This window comes from Micromonospora sp. NPDC048868 (assembly GCF_043198195.1).
Taxonomy (GTDB): Bacteria; Actinomycetota; Actinomycetes; order Mycobacteriales; family Micromonosporaceae; genus Micromonospora; species Micromonospora reichwaldensis.
Window position 1 is genome coordinate 193,520 of record NZ_JBICUN010000004.1, and the last position, 16,570, is coordinate 210,089.

General features: G+C 73.1%; 14 protein-coding genes. 3 read left to right on the forward strand and 11 right to left on the reverse strand.

Annotated elements, in window-relative coordinates; translation table 11 throughout:
- Positions 1–139: 139 nt before the first annotated feature.
- Positions 140–1,474 (forward strand): potassium transporter TrkG, encoded by a 1,335-nt coding sequence (locus ACGFNF_RS08195; protein WP_357578958.1) that lies wholly within the window; start codon positions 140–142, stop codon positions 1,472–1,474.
- Positions 1,464–2,132: a TrkA family potassium uptake protein gene (locus tag ACGFNF_RS08200; RefSeq protein ID WP_357578957.1), complete on the forward strand. Its 669-nt coding sequence runs from the start codon at positions 1,464–1,466 to the stop codon at positions 2,130–2,132. The genes ACGFNF_RS08195 and ACGFNF_RS08200 overlap by 11 nt, the downstream gene beginning before the upstream one ends.
- Positions 2,133–2,143: 11 nt before the next feature.
- Here the strand turns inward: ACGFNF_RS08200 and ACGFNF_RS08205 are convergent, their stop codons facing one another.
- From ACGFNF_RS08205 to ACGFNF_RS08235, 7 genes are all read right to left on the reverse strand, one after another.
- The gene (locus ACGFNF_RS08205; protein WP_393166588.1) at positions 2,144–3,811 is read right to left on the reverse strand and encodes a serine/threonine-protein kinase; all 1,668 of its coding nucleotides are present in this window, start codon (positions 3,809–3,811) and stop codon (positions 2,144–2,146) included.
- A 70-nt stretch (positions 3,812–3,881) separates the two neighbouring features.
- On the reverse strand, positions 3,882–5,435 hold the full coding sequence (locus ACGFNF_RS08210; protein WP_393166590.1) for a fused MFS/spermidine synthase: 1,554 nt from the start codon (positions 5,433–5,435) through the stop codon (positions 3,882–3,884).
- Between the two features lie 36 nt (positions 5,436–5,471).
- Complete coding sequence (locus ACGFNF_RS08215; protein ID WP_393166868.1) at positions 5,472–6,515, reverse strand: coiled-coil domain-containing protein; 1,044 nt, start codon at positions 6,513–6,515, stop codon at positions 5,472–5,474.
- A gap of 192 nt (positions 6,516–6,707) precedes the next feature.
- Entirely contained in the window at positions 6,708–7,520 is an 813-nt protein-coding gene (locus tag ACGFNF_RS08220; RefSeq protein WP_357578954.1) for an inositol monophosphatase family protein, read from the reverse strand.
- The gene (locus tag ACGFNF_RS08225; RefSeq protein WP_311413128.1) at positions 7,513–7,965 is read right to left on the reverse strand and encodes a response regulator; all 453 of its coding nucleotides are present in this window, start codon (positions 7,963–7,965) and stop codon (positions 7,513–7,515) included. Before ACGFNF_RS08225 ends, ACGFNF_RS08220 begins: the two co-directional genes overlap by 8 nt.
- Positions 7,962–9,734, reverse strand: coding sequence for an ATP-binding protein (locus tag ACGFNF_RS08230; protein WP_393166593.1), 1,773 nt, complete (start codon positions 9,732–9,734; stop codon positions 7,962–7,964). The genes ACGFNF_RS08225 and ACGFNF_RS08230 overlap by 4 nt, the downstream gene beginning before the upstream one ends.
- On the reverse strand, positions 9,731–10,948 hold the full coding sequence (locus ACGFNF_RS08235; RefSeq protein ID WP_393166595.1) for a PP2C family protein-serine/threonine phosphatase: 1,218 nt from the start codon (positions 10,946–10,948) through the stop codon (positions 9,731–9,733). Before ACGFNF_RS08235 ends, ACGFNF_RS08230 begins: the two co-directional genes overlap by 4 nt.
- Before the next feature lie 268 nt (positions 10,949–11,216).
- On the opposite strand from ACGFNF_RS08235, the gene ACGFNF_RS08240 reads away from it, so the two are divergent.
- A complete protein-coding gene (locus ACGFNF_RS08240) occupies positions 11,217–13,592 on the forward strand; it encodes a M28 family peptidase (RefSeq protein ID WP_393166597.1) in 2,376 nt (791 codons plus the stop codon).
- Between the two features lie 76 nt (positions 13,593–13,668).
- Here ACGFNF_RS08240 and ACGFNF_RS08245 read toward each other — a convergent pair whose 3' ends face one another.
- From ACGFNF_RS08245 to ACGFNF_RS08260, 4 genes are all read right to left on the reverse strand, one after another.
- Positions 13,669–14,136, reverse strand: coding sequence for a hypothetical protein (locus ACGFNF_RS08245; protein WP_393166599.1), 468 nt, complete (start codon positions 14,134–14,136; stop codon positions 13,669–13,671).
- Positions 14,137–14,246: 110 nt separating this feature from the next.
- Positions 14,247–14,894 (reverse strand): LuxR C-terminal-related transcriptional regulator, encoded by a 648-nt coding sequence (locus ACGFNF_RS08250; RefSeq protein WP_393166601.1) that lies wholly within the window; start codon positions 14,892–14,894, stop codon positions 14,247–14,249.
- On the reverse strand, positions 14,891–16,153 hold the full coding sequence (locus ACGFNF_RS08255; protein WP_393166603.1) for a sensor histidine kinase: 1,263 nt from the start codon (positions 16,151–16,153) through the stop codon (positions 14,891–14,893). The genes ACGFNF_RS08250 and ACGFNF_RS08255 overlap by 4 nt, the downstream gene beginning before the upstream one ends.
- A 93-nt stretch (positions 16,154–16,246) precedes the next feature.
- On the reverse strand, positions 16,247–16,501 hold the full coding sequence (locus tag ACGFNF_RS08260; RefSeq protein WP_088987488.1) for a Smr/MutS family protein: 255 nt from the start codon (positions 16,499–16,501) through the stop codon (positions 16,247–16,249).
- Positions 16,502–16,570: the final 69 nt, after the last annotated feature.

The following is a 16,570-nucleotide window of genomic DNA, read 5'->3' on the forward strand; positions in this document are numbered from 1 at the left end:
CAGTCTCCTTGTCGTCGAGGAATCCGCCTCAGCAGACAGGCCCGCGTTGACGGCGAGTTGGTCGCTGCCTGGCCGGCGGATGAACCCTCGGGATGCCGGTTTCCACACCCGATCCGCAGCGGAAAAGGAAGATTGTCTGGTGCGCCGGCTTCTTCGTCACCCCGTGCGGCTCGTGCCGCTCGGCTTCCTGGTGACGATCCTGGTCGGCACCGGACTGCTGATGCTGCCCTGGGCCACCAGCGAGTACCGGCACACCCCGTTCCTGACCGCCCTCTTCACCGCCACCTCGGCGGTCTCGGTGACCGGGATGGCGGTGGTCGACACCCCGAACTACTGGAACGGGTTCGGGCTCGTGATGATCACCGTGCTCACCCAGGTCGGCGGCCTCGGCATCGTGACCGGTGCGACCCTGGTGATCCTCGTGGTGGCCCGGCGGCTGGGGCTGCGCAGCCGGCTGCTGGTGCAGGCCGAGACCGCCGAGTTCGGCATCGGCGACGTACGCCGGCTGCTGCTGCGCATCGCCGGCCTCGCGCTGGCCTGCGAGGCGGTCATCACCGCGATCCTGACCGCCCGGCTGTGGATCACCTACGACTACCCGTTCGGCCGGGCCCTCTGGGGCAGCGTCTTCCACGCCGTCCAGGCGTTCAACAACGGCGGGTTCGCCCTCCACACCGACAGCCTGGTCGCCTTCTCCACCGACGCCTGGGTCACCCTGCCGCTGGCCTTCGGCACGATCGTCGGCGGGCTGGGCTTCCCGGCGCTCTTCGAGGCGGTGCGGGAGTGGCGGCGCCCCGCCCGGTGGGCGGTCGCCACCAAGCTGACCGTCTGGGGCAGCCTGGCACTGCTGGCGGTGGGCTTCACCGCCCTGCTGACCATCGAGTGGGCCAACCCGCGCACCCTGGGCATCTACACCTGGCCGGACAAGCTCCTGGTGGCGTTCGCCCAGAACTCGTACATCCGCACCGGCGGTTTCAACGTCCTGAACGTGGACGGCCTGGAGGAGGAGAGCTATCCCCTCCTTATCGCGCTGATGTTCATCGGCGGCGGCAGCGCCAGCACGGCCGGCGGGATCAAGGTGGCGACGTTCTTCCTGCTCGCCTTCGTGATGTGGGCGGAACTACGGGGAGAGCCGGACGTGACGGTCGGCAAGCGCCGGGTGGCCACCGCCAGCCAGCGGCAGGCCATCACCGTCACCCTGCTCAGCGTCGCGCTGGTGGTCTGCGGCACGGTGCTCCTGGTCTTCCTCACCGAGGGAGTCCGCTACTACGAGGCGCTGTTCGAGGTGACCTCGGCGTTCACCACCACGGGCCTCAGCGTCGGGGTCGCCGCCGCGCTGCCGGAGAGCGGCCAGCTCGCCCTGATCGTCCTCATGTTCGTCGGCCGGATCGGGCCGCTGACCCTCGGGTCGGCGCTCGCCCTGAACACCCGCCGTCGGCTGTACCGCTACCCGGAGGAGCAACCCATTGTCGGCTAGGAGGACGGACGAGGGCAGTGTCGTGGTGATCGGACTGGGCCGGTTCGGATGTCACCTGTCCAGCGCGCTGGCCGCGATGAACCACGAGGTGCTGGCCATCGACCGCAACCCGGAGCAGGTGCAGCGGTGGTCGGCGCAGCTCGACCGCGTCGTGCAGGCCGACTCCACCGAGGAAGGGGCGCTGCGCCAACTCGGCGTGGCGGACTTCGGCCGGGCGGTGGTCGCCATCGGTGCCTCGTTGGAGGCGAGCGTGCTGACGGTGCTGGCGCTTGTCGAGCTGGGCGTACCGCAGATCTGGGCGCGGGCCACCTCGACGAAGCACGCCAAGATCCTGGACTCGGTCGGCGCGCACCACGTGATCTTTCCCGAGGCGGAGACCGGGGAGCGGCTGGCCCACCTCATCGTCAGCAGGATGCTCGACTTCATCGAGTTCGGCGACGACTTCGCCATCGCCAAGGTGTGCGCCCCGGAGGCGATGCTCGGCCGGCCGCTCTCGGAACTGACGCCCACCGGGCGCTACGGGGTGCGCGTGGTGGGCGTGAAGCTGCCCGGGGAACGCTTCCGGTACGCCACCGACGCCACCGTGATCGCCCCGGGCAGCATGCTGATCGTCGAGGGGGACATCGAGCAGGTGCAACGGTTCTCGGAGTTCAGCTGACCCCGGCGGGCTCAGTCGTCGTCATCGTCCCTTTCCGTGTCCCTTTCCCTTTCCGTTTCCTGGCTTACTTTTTTTCCACCACCCGCCTTGCCCTTGCCCTTGCCGGAGTTGTCGGCCTTGGCCTTCGACCCGCCGGAACTCCCGGCCGACGTGCCGGCCTTCTTCGTCGGGGCCTTGACGGTGGGTGCCTTGGCCGGCGCCTTGGTGGGTGCCACGCTGGGTGCCGCGCCGGCCACCCCGGAGACCTGCGCGCCGCAGGTCTCGTCGCCGAGGCGGAACTCCAGCGGCAGCGGGTTGGCCCCGCCGTGGCGGCCGGTCAGGGTGAGTTTCTCGGACGCGCCGGGGGCCAGCGCGGCCCGTTCCGGAGCCGCCTCCACGAGCACCGTGCGCCCCTGCTGGCGCACCGGGACGGGGGTCGCCTTCGTCACCGTCTGCTGGCTGGGGAAGGTGAAGCTCAGCCGCCAGTCGCGCAACTCCCGCAGGCCGGTGTTGGTCAGGGTCAGCTCGGCGGCGAAGTCCTTGCCGGAGTCCGTGCGCAGCGCGTACGTGACCCGGCAGGGCGGCGGCGTCTCCGCCCCCATCCGCGCCTCCGTCGGCTGGTCGATGCCGCCGCTGGCGGGGCTGTGCGAGGTCACCCCCCACAGCGCCGCGGTCACCGCCACCAGCCCGGCGGCGGCCACCCCCGCCTCGATCCGCCGGCGCCGGGTCGCCGCGCGCCGGTTGCGCGTACGGGAGAACGGCAGCGCGTCGGTCGCGGCGGACCAGGGCAGGATCGTGGTGCCGGCGGCGGCCAGCGCGTCCTCGTCCACGGGCCCCGATGCGGGGGAGACCGGCACCGGGGCGATCATGCCGGCGGCCTCGGCGAGCGTACGCGCGACCTCGGCGGTGGCGGGCCGGTCACCCGGGCGCTTGGCCAGGCAGCGGCTCACGAGCTCGCGCACCTCGTCGGGCAGCCCCGGCACCGGCGGCATCGGCTCCGGCTCGTTGTACATGTGCGCGCGCAGCATCTGCGTGGTGGTGCTCGCCTGCCACGGCAGCCGGCCGGTGAGCATCCGGTAGAGCAGCAGGCCGACCGCGTACACGTCGGTGGCCGGGGAGACCTGACCGTTGTCGAGCCGCTCCGGGGCGAGGTACGCGGGGGTGCCGAGCAGCGCGCCGTCCGGCCCCTTCTCCTTCTCCCCCACCAGGGCGGAGATGCCGAAGTCGACCACCTTCACGCCGGTGGCGGTAAGCATGACGTTGCCCGGGGTGACGTCGCGGTGCACCACGCCACGGGCGTGCGCGGTGGCCAGCGCCGAGGTGACCTCCGCGCCGATCGTCACCGCCTCCCGCCAGGGCAGGCTGCCCCGGCGCAGCCGGCCGGTCAGCGACTCCCCGTCGACCAGCTCCATGACGACGTACGGCACGGTCAGGCCGACCTGCTCCGACTCGCCGTAGTCGTAGACGTTTGTGATGTTGGGGTGGCACAGCCGGGCGGCGGCCTGCGCCTCGATCCGGATGCGGTGCCGGAACGCGCGGTCGGCGGCCAGCCGCGACGCGAGCACCTTGACCGCCACCTGCCGGCCCAGCACCTCGTCGTAGCCACGCCAGACGACGGACATGCCGCCCGCCCCCAGCTGCTCGATCAGCCGGTACCGCTCGCCCAGCAGTTGTGCGCCGTCCCGGATCGGTCCACCCATGAGGGTCGTAGTTGCCCCGGACCGACCCGGCTACACCTGAAGGGTCGGAATCGGTCAGCGATTCACCCGTTCAGGCGGTGGCGAGGAGCTGGTCCACGGGCGCGTAGTCGTCGGTCAGCACCAGCGCCTCGCCGACGAACGCGGTGAGGTCGGCGCCCGCCAGCAGGCTGGCGTCCTCCCGCAGCTCGGCCAGCCGGGCGCGGACCGCCTCCAGCGGCAGCGGGGCGTCGGAGGCGACGATGAGGAAGTTCGAGCCCTCCCGACCGGCGAGCGCCGCCGCCGGGGCGATCAGGGCGACGTGCCGGAACTCGGCGGCGACGGTGGCCAGCTCGCTGCGGATGAAGCGCAGCGGCGGGTAGTCGATGACGTTCTGCACGTAGACGCCGCCCGGGCGGGTCACCCGGCGGACCTCGGCGGCCATCTCCCGGGTGGCGAGGTGCCAGGGCACCACCAGGTGCCCGAACGCGTCGCCGACCACGAGGTCGCGGCTGTCGGTGGCCTCCCCCGCGACGAGCAGCCGGGCGTCACCCACGACCGCCCGCAGGTCCGGCCCCTGGCGTACGCCGAGCTGGCGCTCGCCCAGCTCCACCAGCCCGCCGTCGATCTCGAACACGACGTTGTCGGTGCCCGGGCGGGTGGCGGTCAGGTAGCGGGGCACGGTGAACCCGCCCCCGCCCAGGTGCAGCGCGTCGAGCCGCTGACCCTTCGGGGCGACCACGTCGGCCACCGCCCCGATCCACCGGGTGTACGCGTACTCCAGGTGGGTCGGGTCGGCGAGGTCCACGTACGAGTGCTGGGCCGAGTTGAGCAGCAGGGTGCGGCCGGAGTCCCGGGCGGGATCGACCTCCACGCTGGCGCAGTGGTAGGCGGTCTCGATGTCGCACGGGTTCGGGGCGACGGTGGTCAGCCCGGCGCCGACGAGACCGAGCACCGCCAGGGCGGCCTTGGCGCGGGCGGGGCCGGGCAGCTCCGCGCGGTCCTGGCGGCGCAGCCACACCCCGAGGCCGAGCCCGGTGAGCCCGAGGGAGGCCGCCAGGGCGAACAGGATGACCGTGCTGGGCAGCGCGGCCACCAGCACGAAACCGGTGACCAGGGTGGCCGTGACCGCGCCCAGCGTGCCCACGCTGGAGAGCCGGCCGACCACCTGGCCGGTGCGCCGCAGGTCGGCGAGCTGGAGCTTGACAACCAGCGGGGTGACGGCGGCGAGCAGGGCCGCCGGCACGAAGACGGCGAGTGCGACGAGCAGCAGGATGGCCGAGGCCGCCCCGCCGCGCAGCACCTCGCCGGCGTACCGGACGACGGGCAGGGTGACGGCCGTGGCGATGCCGGCCAGCACCAGCGCCGGGGCCAGCATCGCCCTCGGGTTGCGCCGGTCGGCCAGCCAGCCGCCCGTCCACGCACCGTAGGCGATGGCGGCCAGGGCGATGCCGATGACCGAGCTGGTCACCTGGAGGGTCACCCCGACGTACGGCCCGACCAGCCGCAGCGCGGCGGTCTCCAGCACCAGGACGGCTCCGCTGGAGAAGAAGACCAGGAACGCGGCGAGGCCGTTGGGCAGGGCCCGGGCGGTCGAGGCCGCCGGCTGGGCGGGCGGGACCGTGACGTCGGAGGATGGGGAGCTCACCCGCGCGATGGTACGCAGGAAAACTGGACCCCCGGGTCAGTACATCGAGAGATGAACATGGTTCGTGTGGTCGGCGGCGGGGCTGCCGCTGCCGCCGTACGCCCGCCAGCCGGTGCCGGGGTGCCAGATCTGCCGGTACCAGATCACGTAGAGCACGCCCAGCCGGCTGGCGTTGCGCACGTGCCAGGCGGCGAGGCTGTCCCCGTACGACTTGTCCCCGCCGGTGGCGGTCTTGTCCTCGAACCCGCCCGTGGCGGCCGAGAAGTCGCAGGCCCGGCCCTTGGGGTGCTCGCCGGAGCCGCCGCTGCGGTAGCAGGAGACGTGCCGCTTGTAGCCCGCGGCCTGGGTCTGCTTGAGGGCGTTGAGCGTGCGCGGGGTGATGCAGCCGGAGGTGGTCGGGTCGTTCACCGAGCAGGACTCCGACGGCCAGGACCCGTCCGAGTTGCGGGGGGCCGGCTTCGCCGAGGAGGAGTTGCCGCCGCTGAAGCCGCCGCTGCTGCCCGAGCTGACCTCCGCGAGCGCCGCCTCGGCCTCCTTCTTCTTCTTCGCCATCACGGCGAGCTGCTTCTGCTGCTCCCGGACCTCGGTGTCGATGGCGATCTTGGCCTGTCGCGCCTGCTCCCGCGCCTCGATCATGCTGCGCAGCCGCCTGCTGTCGCGCTGCGCCATCATGTCGAGGCTGGCCGCCCGGTCCAGGAACGCCTCCGGGGAGGCGCTGTTGAGCAGCATCGACGTGGGCGTCAGCCGGCCCAGCCGGTAGGACTGGGCGGCCACCTCGCCGACCTGGGCGGTCAGCTCGACCAGCCGGACCTCCACCGCGCCCAGCTGCACGGCCAGCCGCTTCTGCCGGACCTTGGAGTTCTCCAGCTTCCCCTTGGCCTCGATGTGCGCCTTGGCGGTGGCTTCCAGGGCGTCCCGGAGCTTCTTGGTGCCGCCCTCGTTGGGCTCCGCGTACGCCGGCACGGCGCCCACGCCGAAGAGCAGCGTGACGGCGACGAGCAGGGCGGTCAGCGGACGGCGGGCACGCCGCCCGGCCGACAGGGCGGTCAGCGGGCGGCGGCCGCGACGCCCGACGGGCATGGTCCTGCGCACGAAAGCATCCTTCCGTCGGCCGCCGGCCCCGGATGACAACACGGCGCGGCGGCGGCCCCCGCCGGGCGCCGGTCGGCGGCCTGCTGGCGGAGACCGGCGGTCAGGATACCGGACGGAGCACGCCGGGCCAGGCCCGCGAACGCCCGAACCGTGGGACCTCCACGCAGGGTCGCACCGACGTCACGCGCCGTCGAGCAGGGCCTCGCGCACGCCCACCCAGATCTGCTCGCTCGCGGCGACCAGGAGGCCGTGGCCGTCGTCCCCAGGGCGGTAGTCGGTGCCGTCGAAGCGCCGCGCGACCCCGCCCGCCGCCCGGACCAGCAGGGCGCCCGGGGCGTGGTCCCACGGCAGGGTGCGCCAGAAGAGCACGAAATCCTGGTCCCCGGTCAGCACGTCCAGGTATTCCCGGCCGGCGCAGTGCTGGCCGGGCAGCATCTCGCCCAGCCGCGCGCCGCCCGCCTCGACCAGCGCGCGCGGCGCGGCCGGCAGGGCGTGCGACATCGCGGCGCCGCGCACCGCGTCGAGCGCGGGCGTCCGGTCGCCGGTACGCACCGGCCGGCCGTCGAGCCAGGTGCCCTCGCCGGCCCGCGCGACGGCCAGCGTCCCCGCGAGCGGGTCGAGCACCCACGCGGCGACGGGATCCCCGTCGGTCAGCAGCGCCACCATCAGTGCGAACGGCTGCCGGCCGGCGGCGAAGTTCGAGGTGCCGTCGACCGGGTCGACGAGCCACACGTCGCCGGAGCCGCCCAGGTGCTCCAGCAGGGCCGGGTCGTCGGCGACCGCCTCCTCGCCCACCACGACCGAGCCGGGACGCAGCCGGCGCAGGGCCGCCGAGATCACCTCCTCGGCGCGGCGGTCGGCGACGGTGACGAGGTCACCCGGCGCCTTCTCGCTCACGTCGGCGTCGTCGAGCTTGCGGAACAGCGGAAGCACGACCTGGTCGGCGGTCTCGCGCAGCAGACCACCGACGTCGTCGAGCAGGGTGTCAGCCACGCGGCGGCAGCTTCACCACGCTGACGAAGAACTCGTCGATCTGCCGGACCACGGAGATGAAGCGCTCGAAGTCCACCGGCTTCGTCACGTACGCGTTGGCGTGCAGCTGGTAGCTGCGCAGGATGTCCTCGTCGGCCTGGGACGTCGTCAGCACCACCACCGGGATCCGGCAGAGCTGCTCGTCCTTCTTGATCTCCTCCAGCACCTCCCGGCCGTCGCGGCGCGGCAGGTTCAGGTCGAGCAGGATCAGGTCCGGCTGCACCACGTCGGCGTACTGGCCCTCCCGCCGCAGGTAGGCGAGCGCCTCGGCGCCGTCGGAGACGACGGTCAGCCGGTTGCGGAGCTTGTGCTCCTCGAACGCCTCCTGGGTCATCAACACGTCACCCGGATCGTCCTCGACCAGCAGGACCTCGATCGGGCTCTTGCCGTCCGCCGGCGCGGTCATCCCACCGTCTCCCTCATGTCACCCGTTCTACCGCCTTCCGGTGCCCGGCCGGGCCCGTCCGTGGTCTCCGTCTCGTCGTCGCGCCGGTCGGCCTGCGCCGGGACACCGCCCGTGCCGGCCCCGGCGGCGGACTCGACGGCGTCCCCGGGCGTCCCGTCGCCGTCCCCGGCCACGCCGTCCCCGGCCGCCGGCTCGTCCGATGCCGACGCGGTGGCCGCCTCGATGTCCTCGGGGAGCGCCGGGAGGGTGAAGCGGATCGCCGTGCCCTCCTCGACGCCCGTGTCCACCCAGACCCGACCGCCGTGGTACTCCACGATCTTCTTGACGATCGCCAGCCCGATCCCGGTGCCCGGGTACGCGTCCTTGGCGTGCAGCCGCTGGAAGATGACGAAGATCTTGTCGGCGAACTCCGGCTCGATCCCGATGCCGTTGTCCTGGCAGCTGATCTCCCACTCGTCGCCCACGAGACGGGCCGAGACGTGCACCTTCGGGGGCACGTCGGGGCGGCGGAACTTGACCGAGTTGCTGACCAGGTTGGCCAGCAGGTTCGTCAGCAGCGGCTCCTCGCCACGGATGACAGGCAGCTCGCCCCAGGTCAGCTCCGCGTCGGCGTACTGCCGGGCCGCCTCGGTCTGGCCGGCGACGTCGCCCATGACCTTGTTCATGTCGACCTCGGTGAAGCCGGTGGTGAGCCGGCCGATCCGGGAGAAGGCGAGCAGGTCGTTGATCAGACGCTGCATCCGCTGCGCGCCGTCGACCGCGAACGCGATGTACTGGTCGGCCCGCTCGTCCAACTGCCCCGCGTAGCGGCGCTGGAGGAGCTGGCAGAAGCTGGCCACCTTGCGCAGCGGCTCCTGGAGGTCGTGCGAGGCGACGTACGCGAACTGCTCCAGGTCACGGTTGGAGCGGGTGAGCTCCTCGGCCTGCTTCTGGAGCTGGCTGTTGACCCACTCGATCCGCTCCCGGGCCTCCCGTACCTCGGCCAGGTCCTTGGCGATCTTGCGCCGCATGGCGTCCACGTCCTCGGCGAGCCGGAGGAACTCGGGCGGGCCGGCGCCGGCGATCCCGTGCTGGTAGTCGCCCTCGGCCACCTCGCGGACCTGGTCGGCGAGGCCGGTCAGCGGGCGGATCACCATCTTGTCCAGGGAGACCAGCAGCATGCTGCCGGCGATGATCACCACCGCGAGGGCGGCGATCAGCAGGACGACCAGCAGGTTGCTCGTCCGCAGGACGTCCTCGGCACTGCGCTGCCGGGCCTCGAAGATCTCCTGCTGGAGGTGGTCGACGGCGCCGCGTACCTCGTCGAACTGCTCCCGCGCCTGGTCGGTGATGAGCGCCTGCCCCGCGGTCGTGCCGTTCTGCTGCGTCGTGGTGACCACCGGCACCGCCACCGCCTGGCGCCACGCCTCGGCCCGCTCCTCGACCAGCCGGATCTCCTGCCGAAGCTCCGGATAGTCGTCGACCAGCCGCTGCATCGAGGCGACCAGGTCCTGCTCGCGCTTGCGGCCCGCCTCGTACGGCGTCAGGTCGGCCGGGTTGCCGCTGACCGCGTAGCCGCGGACCGCCGTCTCCTGGTCCAGCAACGCGTTCAGCAGCTCCTGCGCCTGCACCCGCAGCGGGCCGGTCTTGTTCAGGATCGCGTCGATGTGCGTCCGGTTCTTCGCCGCCAGCGCCACCTCGCCGCCAGCCAGCCCGATCAGCAGGACCGCGACGACGGTGAGCAGCGTGACGACCCGCCGGCGCAGGGTCCAGTCGCCGACGCGCGTCACCGGCCACCGCCCCGGCTGACCAGGAGCATGGCGACGTCGTCGGCGAACGGACCGCCGTTGAGCTGCTCGGCGCGCCCGACCAGCCAGGCCGGCAGCTCCGACAGCGGCACGGCGAGGGTCGCCGGATCGGCGAGCAGTCCGCTGAGGCCCGGCACGTCGAGGCGCTCGTCGCCCTCGCCGATCCGGCCCTCGATGAGTCCGTCGGTGTACATCAGCAGGGACCAGTCATCGGTGTCGAACTCCAGGTCGTAGGCCACGGGCCGGCGGGGTCGTACGCCGAGCAGCAGGCCGCCCGGTGCCGGAACCGGCACCACCTTGCCCCCGGCGAGCAGCAGCGGCGGCGGGTGCCCGGCCAGCCGGACGGTGGCCCGGTTGGCGTCGAGGTCCAGCCGCACGGTCGCGACGGTCGCGAAGATCTCCTGGAGCCGGCGCTCGCTCATCAGCACCTGTTCCAGCGCCGGGAGCACCTCGTCGTCGGGCACACCCGCGAGGATCAGCGCCCGCCAGGCGACCCGGAGCTCGACGCCGAGCGCCGCCTCGTCCACGCCGTGCCCGCAGACGTCGCCGACGATCAGGTCGAGCCGGTCGGGCCGGGTCTGCACCACGTCGTAGAAGTCACCGCCGATCAGGGCGGCGTGCCGGCCGGGCCGGTAGAAGGTGTGCACCGCGACCACGTCGGTGGTCATCAGCGGCTGGGGCAGCAGGCCCCGTTCGAGGCGGGCGGACTCGGCCTGGCGCAGCTCGACCTCGCGCAGCCGCCGGGCGTTCTCGTCGGCCCGCTTACGCTCCACCGCGTAGCGCAGCGCCCGGGTCAGCAGCACCCCGTCGACCTGACCCTTGACCAGGTAGTCCTGGGCGCCCTCGGCGACCGCGACGATGCCGAGGTGCTCGTCGGAGCGGCCGGTCAGCACGCAGACGGCGGCGCCGCTGGACATCTCCAGCACCTGACGCAGCCCGTCGAGGCCCTGCGCGTCGGGCAGGCCCAGATCGAGCAGGACGCAGTCGACGCCCATCACGCGCTGCCGGGCCTCGCTGAGGCTGGTCGCCACCAGCAGGTCGATCATCGAGTTGGTCTCGGCGAGCAGCTCACCGACCAGGAAGGCGTCGCCCTCGTCGTCCTCCACCAGCAGCACCCGCAGCCGCTCGCCGGGAGGCAGGTTGGGATGACGTCCCATGCCGCCGTGCGGATACGGCGCGACGGAGGAACCGGCCATGCCGGTCCCCCGGTGCGGCCGGGTCACCGCCGCGAGACGCGGGAGATCACTGGTGATGTCGGGCTCCTTCCGAGTGCCCTGCTGATCCTGTATTAGACAACGTTCGCACACAACACGACGGGCTCCGCATGCGCGGGCATGGGTCGGATCACTGTGCGGCGAGGGGCAAAGCGGGCGTCCGCGCTCCCCCGGCCCACACCGGGAGTCCCGCCGACGGCCGCCGGGGTGCAGGATGGTGCCCACCTGAGACCAGTCCCGAGGAGACCCCGTGGGCGCACCCCCCACCCGCCCCGCCGACCGCGCGCTGGCCCGGCCCCGTCGCCGGCTGGCCGCCGCCACGGCGGCGCTCGCCGCGCTCGTCGCCGTCGGCGCCGGCACCCTGCTCGACCTGCGCACCCCCGCGCCGCGCCCGGCCGACGCGCCGCCGGGCGAGTTCAGCGCCGCCCGGGCGTACGAGCACGTCGAGGTCGTCGCCGCGCGGACGCACATGGCGGGCAGCCCCGCCAACGACCAGGTCCGCGCCCACGTCGAGGGCGTGCTGCGCGGCCTCGGCCTGGAGACCGAGGTGCAGGACACCGTCGCGCCCGAGGCCGGCCAGCTCAGCGGGGCGGCCGGCGGGGCCACCCTGGCCCGGGTCCGCAACGTGGTGGCCCGGCTGCCCGGCACCGACCCCACCGGCAAGGTCTTCCTCGTCTCGCACTACGACTCGGTGCAGTCCGGGCCGGGCGGCAACGACGACGCCGCCGGCACCTCGGCCATCCTGGAGGTGGCCCGCGCCCTAACCGCCGGCCCCCGGCCGCGCAACGACATCGTCTTCGTGCTCACCGACGCCGAGGAGGCGTGCCTGTGCGGGGCGGCGGCGTTCGCGTCCAGCCACCCGCTGGCCGCCGGCGGTGGCGTCGTGCTCAACCTGGAGGCACGCGGCTCGACCGGCCCGGTGATCATGTTCGAGACGTCGCGGGACAACGCCGCCCTGGTGGACGCCTTCGGCCGGGCCGCCCCGCACCCCGTGGGCACCTCGTTCGCCGTGGAGATCTACCGCGCGCTGCCCAACGACACCGACTTCACCGCGTTCCTCGACAACGACTTCGTCGGGCTGAACTCGGCGTACATCGACGGCGGGGCGATCTACCACACCCCCCTGGACACTCCCGCCGCCATGGACCGGGCCAGCCTCCAGCACCACGGCGACAACGCCCTCGGCCTGGCCCGCGAGTTCGGCCGGGTCGACCTGAGGGCGCTGGACTCCGGGCACGACGCCACCTACTTCCCCGTCCCGGGCGGGCTGGTCCGCTACCCCGGCTGGCTGGTCCTGCCCCTGGCGCTGCTCGCGCTCGCCGCCGTGGCGGCCCTCGGCTGGCTCACCCTGCGGCGGGGCCGCACCACCGGGGGCCGGCTCGCCGCCGGGTTCGGGCTGGCGCTGCTGCCGCTCGTGCTCGCCCCGCTCGCCGCGCAGCTGCTCTGGGCGGCGATCACCGCGCTGCGGCCCGGCTACGCCGAGCTGCTCGACCCGTACCGGCCCACCTGGTACCGGCTGGCCGTGGTGGCGCTCGCCGCCGCCATCCTGTGCACCTGGTACGCGCTCACCCGCCGCCGGGTCGGCCCGGCCGCGCTCGCCGTCGGCGGGCTGGGCTGGCTGGCCGTACTCGGGGTGCTGCTCGCCGTGCTGGTGCCCGGCGGGGCGTACCTGGTCACCCTCCCGGCCCTGGCCGGCGCGCTGGCCGGGCTGGTCGCGCTGAGGGTGCGGATCGACGGTCCGTGGCCGGTGGTCGCGACGACCCTGGCTGCCGCGGTGGCCGTGGTGATCCTGCTGCCCACCGTCGTCCTGCTCTTCCCGGCGCTCGGCATGGCCATGGGCGGGGTCGCGGCGCTGGTCGCGGTGCTGCTCGGCCTCGCCGCGCTGCCGGTCGTCGACCTGCTGCACCCGCAGGCCGGCGGGCAGCGCGGACTGCTCGCCGTGCGCGCGCGCCGACTCGGCGCGCTGCCGGCCGCCGCCACAACGCTGGCGGCCGTGGTGTTCGCCGGGGTCGGGCTGGCCGTCGACCGCTTCGACGCCGCGCACCCCGCGCCCACCCACCTGATGTACGCCCTCGACGCCGGCACCGGCCAGGCCCGCTGGCTCAGCCACGAGGAGGACCCCCAGCCCTGGACCGACGGTTACGTCGACGGGGTGACCGAGGTCGCCGACTTCCCCGGCCTGGGCGACGCCGAGCTGCGCGCCGGCCCGGCGCAGGCGGCGAACCTGCCCGCCCCGAAGCTGGAGGTGCTCGCGGACACCACCGCCGGCACCGAGCGCACCCTGCGCCTGCGGCTCGTCCCGCAACGCCAGGTCCGGCTGACCACCCTGCACGTCGACGCGGCGACGGCGACGGTGCTGCGGGCGGAGGTGGCCGGCCGGGCGGTGCCGGTGGAGGGCCGGGAGGGCCGCTGGGGCTTCGGCCTGGTCTTCCACGCCCCGCCGCCGGAGGGGATCGAGGTGACGCTCACCGTGACGCCGAAGGCGGGGCAGGTGGCGCTGCGCGCGATGGACGCCAGCGACGGCCTGGACGCGCTGCCGGGCTTCCGGCCCCGCCCGCCGGGCGTGGGGATCGTCGGCTCGCACAGCTCGGAGATGCTGGCGGTGGCCCGCACCTATCCGCTCTAGGCGAGGTGGCGGCGGCCTGCGGGTGTGGCTCGGGGAACGATCGGTTCCCGAGCCACACCCGCACCTGTCAGGTGACTCAGCCTCGGGTGACCGTGACCTCGGCGGTGAAGGCGCCGCTGCCGTTGCCCGGCGCGTCGTCGTTGATTCGCAGGTACAGCGTGCTGCCGGAGCCGTAGTAGGTGAACGTCGTGCCCGTCCCGGCGTACCGGTAGTTGCCGTTGGTCTTGGCCAGCAGCGAGAAGGCGCGGGCGTTCGACATCGGGAACTTCGAGTCGCCGGCCATGTTCGTCCAGCCCTGCGGCCCGTTGTTCCCGGTGAACCACACGCCGGACCAGATCGACCCGTAGGCGCTGATCTGGACCCGGTCGCCGTCCTGCAACCAGCAGCCGGAGTTGACGTCGTACGACGCTTCCTCGACCTGCTTGGTCTCCTGGCAGACGACGGTGCTGGTGGTCGCCGCCTGTGCCGGCGTCACACCGACCAGCGCGCTGCCCGCCACGGCCGCCGCCACCGCCAGCCGGGCCGATACCGTCTTGAACCTCATGTGGTCCCCCCTCGAAATGGTTGCCGTTACGGAGATCAACACTAGGAATCCGAACGTCGGGGCACCTCAGTGCAAGCACGTAATTGATGTCGGCCAGGGGTCAGTCCGGGTCAGTCCGCCAGGAAGGTCAGCACCGCGAGCACCCGCCGGTGGGTGTCCGGCTCGTCGGCCAGTCCGAGCTTGGTGAAGATGCTGCGTACGTGGGTCTCCACGGTGCGCTCGGAGAGGTGGAGTTCGGCGGAGATGCCCCGGTTGGCCCGACCCGCGGCCATCCGCGCCAGGATCTCCCGCTCACGCGGTGACAGCGCGCCGACGCCGACCGACACGCGCGGGCGGCGCAACAGCCGGTCGACCACGATCGGATCGATCGCCGTGCCCGCCGCCGCGACTCTGCGCACGTCGCGGAGGAACCCGGCGACGTCGGTGATCCTGTCCTTGAGCAGATAGCCGACCCCGCCGCCGGGCTGCTGGAGCAGCGCCAGGGCCTCCCGGTGCTCGAGGTGCTGGGACAGCAGCAGCACGGCGACTCCGGGATGACGGCGGCGTACGGCCAACGCGGCGCGGACGCCCTCCACGGTGAAGCTGGGCGGCATGCGGATGTCGACGATCGCGATGTCCGGCTGGTGCTCGGCGACAGCGGCCAGCAGCTGCTCGCCGTCGCCCACCTCGGCCACGACCGCGATGCCGTGCTGCTGAAGCAACAGCGCCAGGCCGCTGCGCAGCAGTACGGAGTCGTCGGCCAGAACGGCCCGGATCATGACGCCGCGAGTGGCATGACGGCGCGTACCGCCGTGCCACGCCCCCGGGTACTCGACACCCGCAGGGTCCCGCCGCACGACTCGACACGCTCCCGCAGGCCGTGCAGCCCGCCACCCGGCACCGCGAGCGCGCCACCGATCCCGTCGTCGTGGACGGTGACCTCGACCCGACCCCCGCTGGCGGCGAGCGTGACGGACACCCGGCCCGCCCGGGCGTGCTTCTGACTGTTCGTGACCGCCTCCATGGTGACGAAGTAGGCGGCGACCGCGACCGGTTCGGGCAGCGTGAGGTGGCTGACCCGATCGTCGACCAGGACGGGGACCGCCGCCCGCTCGGCGATGGCGGCCACCGCCCCGGAGAGGCCGTGGCACACCAGGGCCGCCGGGTTCATGCCCCGGACGAGATCGCGCAGATCGGCGATCGCCTGTTCGACCTCCGCCGCGCCGCGCGCGACCAGGGCGGGATCCTCCTGCCGCAGCATCATGGCGGCGACGAGCAGCCGCTGTTGCACTCCGTCGTGCACGTCACGCTCCACCCGACGGCGCTCCCGGTCGCGAGCCCGGATCAGGTGGCGGCGCTCGGCGCGGTGCATGCTGAGCGCGGCCCCGACCGGGATCAGCGCCGCACCGAGGGCGTAGAGCGTGGTCGGCCAGTGCCCGGAGCCGTAGGCGACTGTGCTCAGCATCGCCGTGCACAGGCCGTTCACTGCCAACGCGGCCCAGAACGGGGCGTACACGTGCCGTTCGGCGCGGTCAGCCCGGCGGTACCGCACGATGAACAACCCGGCGAGGAACACGCCGACCAGCGGATAGGACCACGCCCGCAGGTGCAGCAGATAGCCGGTGCTCAGCGTCCCGACCATCACGCCCCCGGCCACGATCACCGGCCAGTACGCGTAGCCGGCCGCGGCGACGAGCCGCTCCCACCGTCCCCGCAGTCGGCCCGACGACACGACGAGACCGGCGTGCAGGTGCATCGGGTCGTGCACGATGCTCAGCATCATGCCGGCGGTGAACAGGGCGGGCAGGGTGACGCGACCCCAGGCGTCCAGCAGCCACACCAGGCCGCAGACCACCAGCAGCGGCCCGATGCGGTTGTCGGGGCGCTCCCGCCACAGCCGCAGTCCCACCTCGACGTGCAGGACCCCGGTGACGGCGAGGCAGGCCAGTTCCCAGGGATCCGTCCAGTACAGCGCCAGCAGCGGTCCGCACAGCAGCGCCGCGGTCGCGACGCGGAGCGGCCACCGTAGAAGTTCCATGATCAGGATGGTGCCGCGTTGTCGCAAGCATCGGTGGGTGTCCGTCGGCAGCCCGACTTTTCCGCCCCCGAGTGGGTCGGGAAGCGGGAATTCCTACTTCCAGCGGAAGTGGACGAAGAGGCGGCCGAAGTTCTTCGAGTCCTTCTCGACGCGGTGGTAGAGCTGCTTGACGTCCTTCTGGTCGAGGAAGCGCAGCACCCGCTTCTTGAGCTGGCCGGAGCCCTTGCCGGGGATGATCTCGACCAGGGTGGCCTTCTTCGCCACGGCCTCGTCCATGATCCCGCGCAGGGCCCGGTCGATGTCCTGGCCCTTGTTGAAGATGTCGTGCAGATCCAGCTTCAGCTTCATCGCGCACCCGCCGCCGGCTCACGTCCCATGACGCCGATGGTAGGCCGCCCGCCGCCGCCGGCGCACCGA

Coding starts and splice junctions, on each gene's coding strand:
- ACGFNF_RS08205 (WP_393166588.1), bottom strand. CDS start 3,811: ATGGGTGGACCGATCCGGGACGGCGCACAACTGCTGGGCGAGCGGTAC.
- ACGFNF_RS08215 (WP_393166868.1), bottom strand. CDS start 6,515: ATGCCCGTCGGGCGTCGCGGCCGCCGCCCGCTGACCGCCCTGTCGGCC.
- ACGFNF_RS08225 (WP_311413128.1), bottom strand. CDS start 7,965: ATGACCGCGCCGGCGGACGGCAAGAGCCCGATCGAGGTCCTGCTGGTC.
- ACGFNF_RS08235 (WP_393166595.1), bottom strand. CDS start 10,948: ATGGCCGGTTCCTCCGTCGCGCCGTATCCGCACGGCGGCATGGGACGT.
- ACGFNF_RS08245 (WP_393166599.1), bottom strand. CDS start 14,136: ATGAGGTTCAAGACGGTATCGGCCCGGCTGGCGGTGGCGGCGGCCGTG.
- ACGFNF_RS08250 (WP_393166601.1), bottom strand. CDS start 14,894: ATGATCCGGGCCGTTCTGGCCGACGACTCCGTACTGCTGCGCAGCGGC.
- ACGFNF_RS08255 (WP_393166603.1), bottom strand. CDS start 16,153: ATGGAACTTCTACGGTGGCCGCTCCGCGTCGCGACCGCGGCGCTGCTG.
- ACGFNF_RS08260 (WP_088987488.1), bottom strand. CDS start 16,501: ATGAAGCTGAAGCTGGATCTGCACGACATCTTCAACAAGGGCCAGGAC.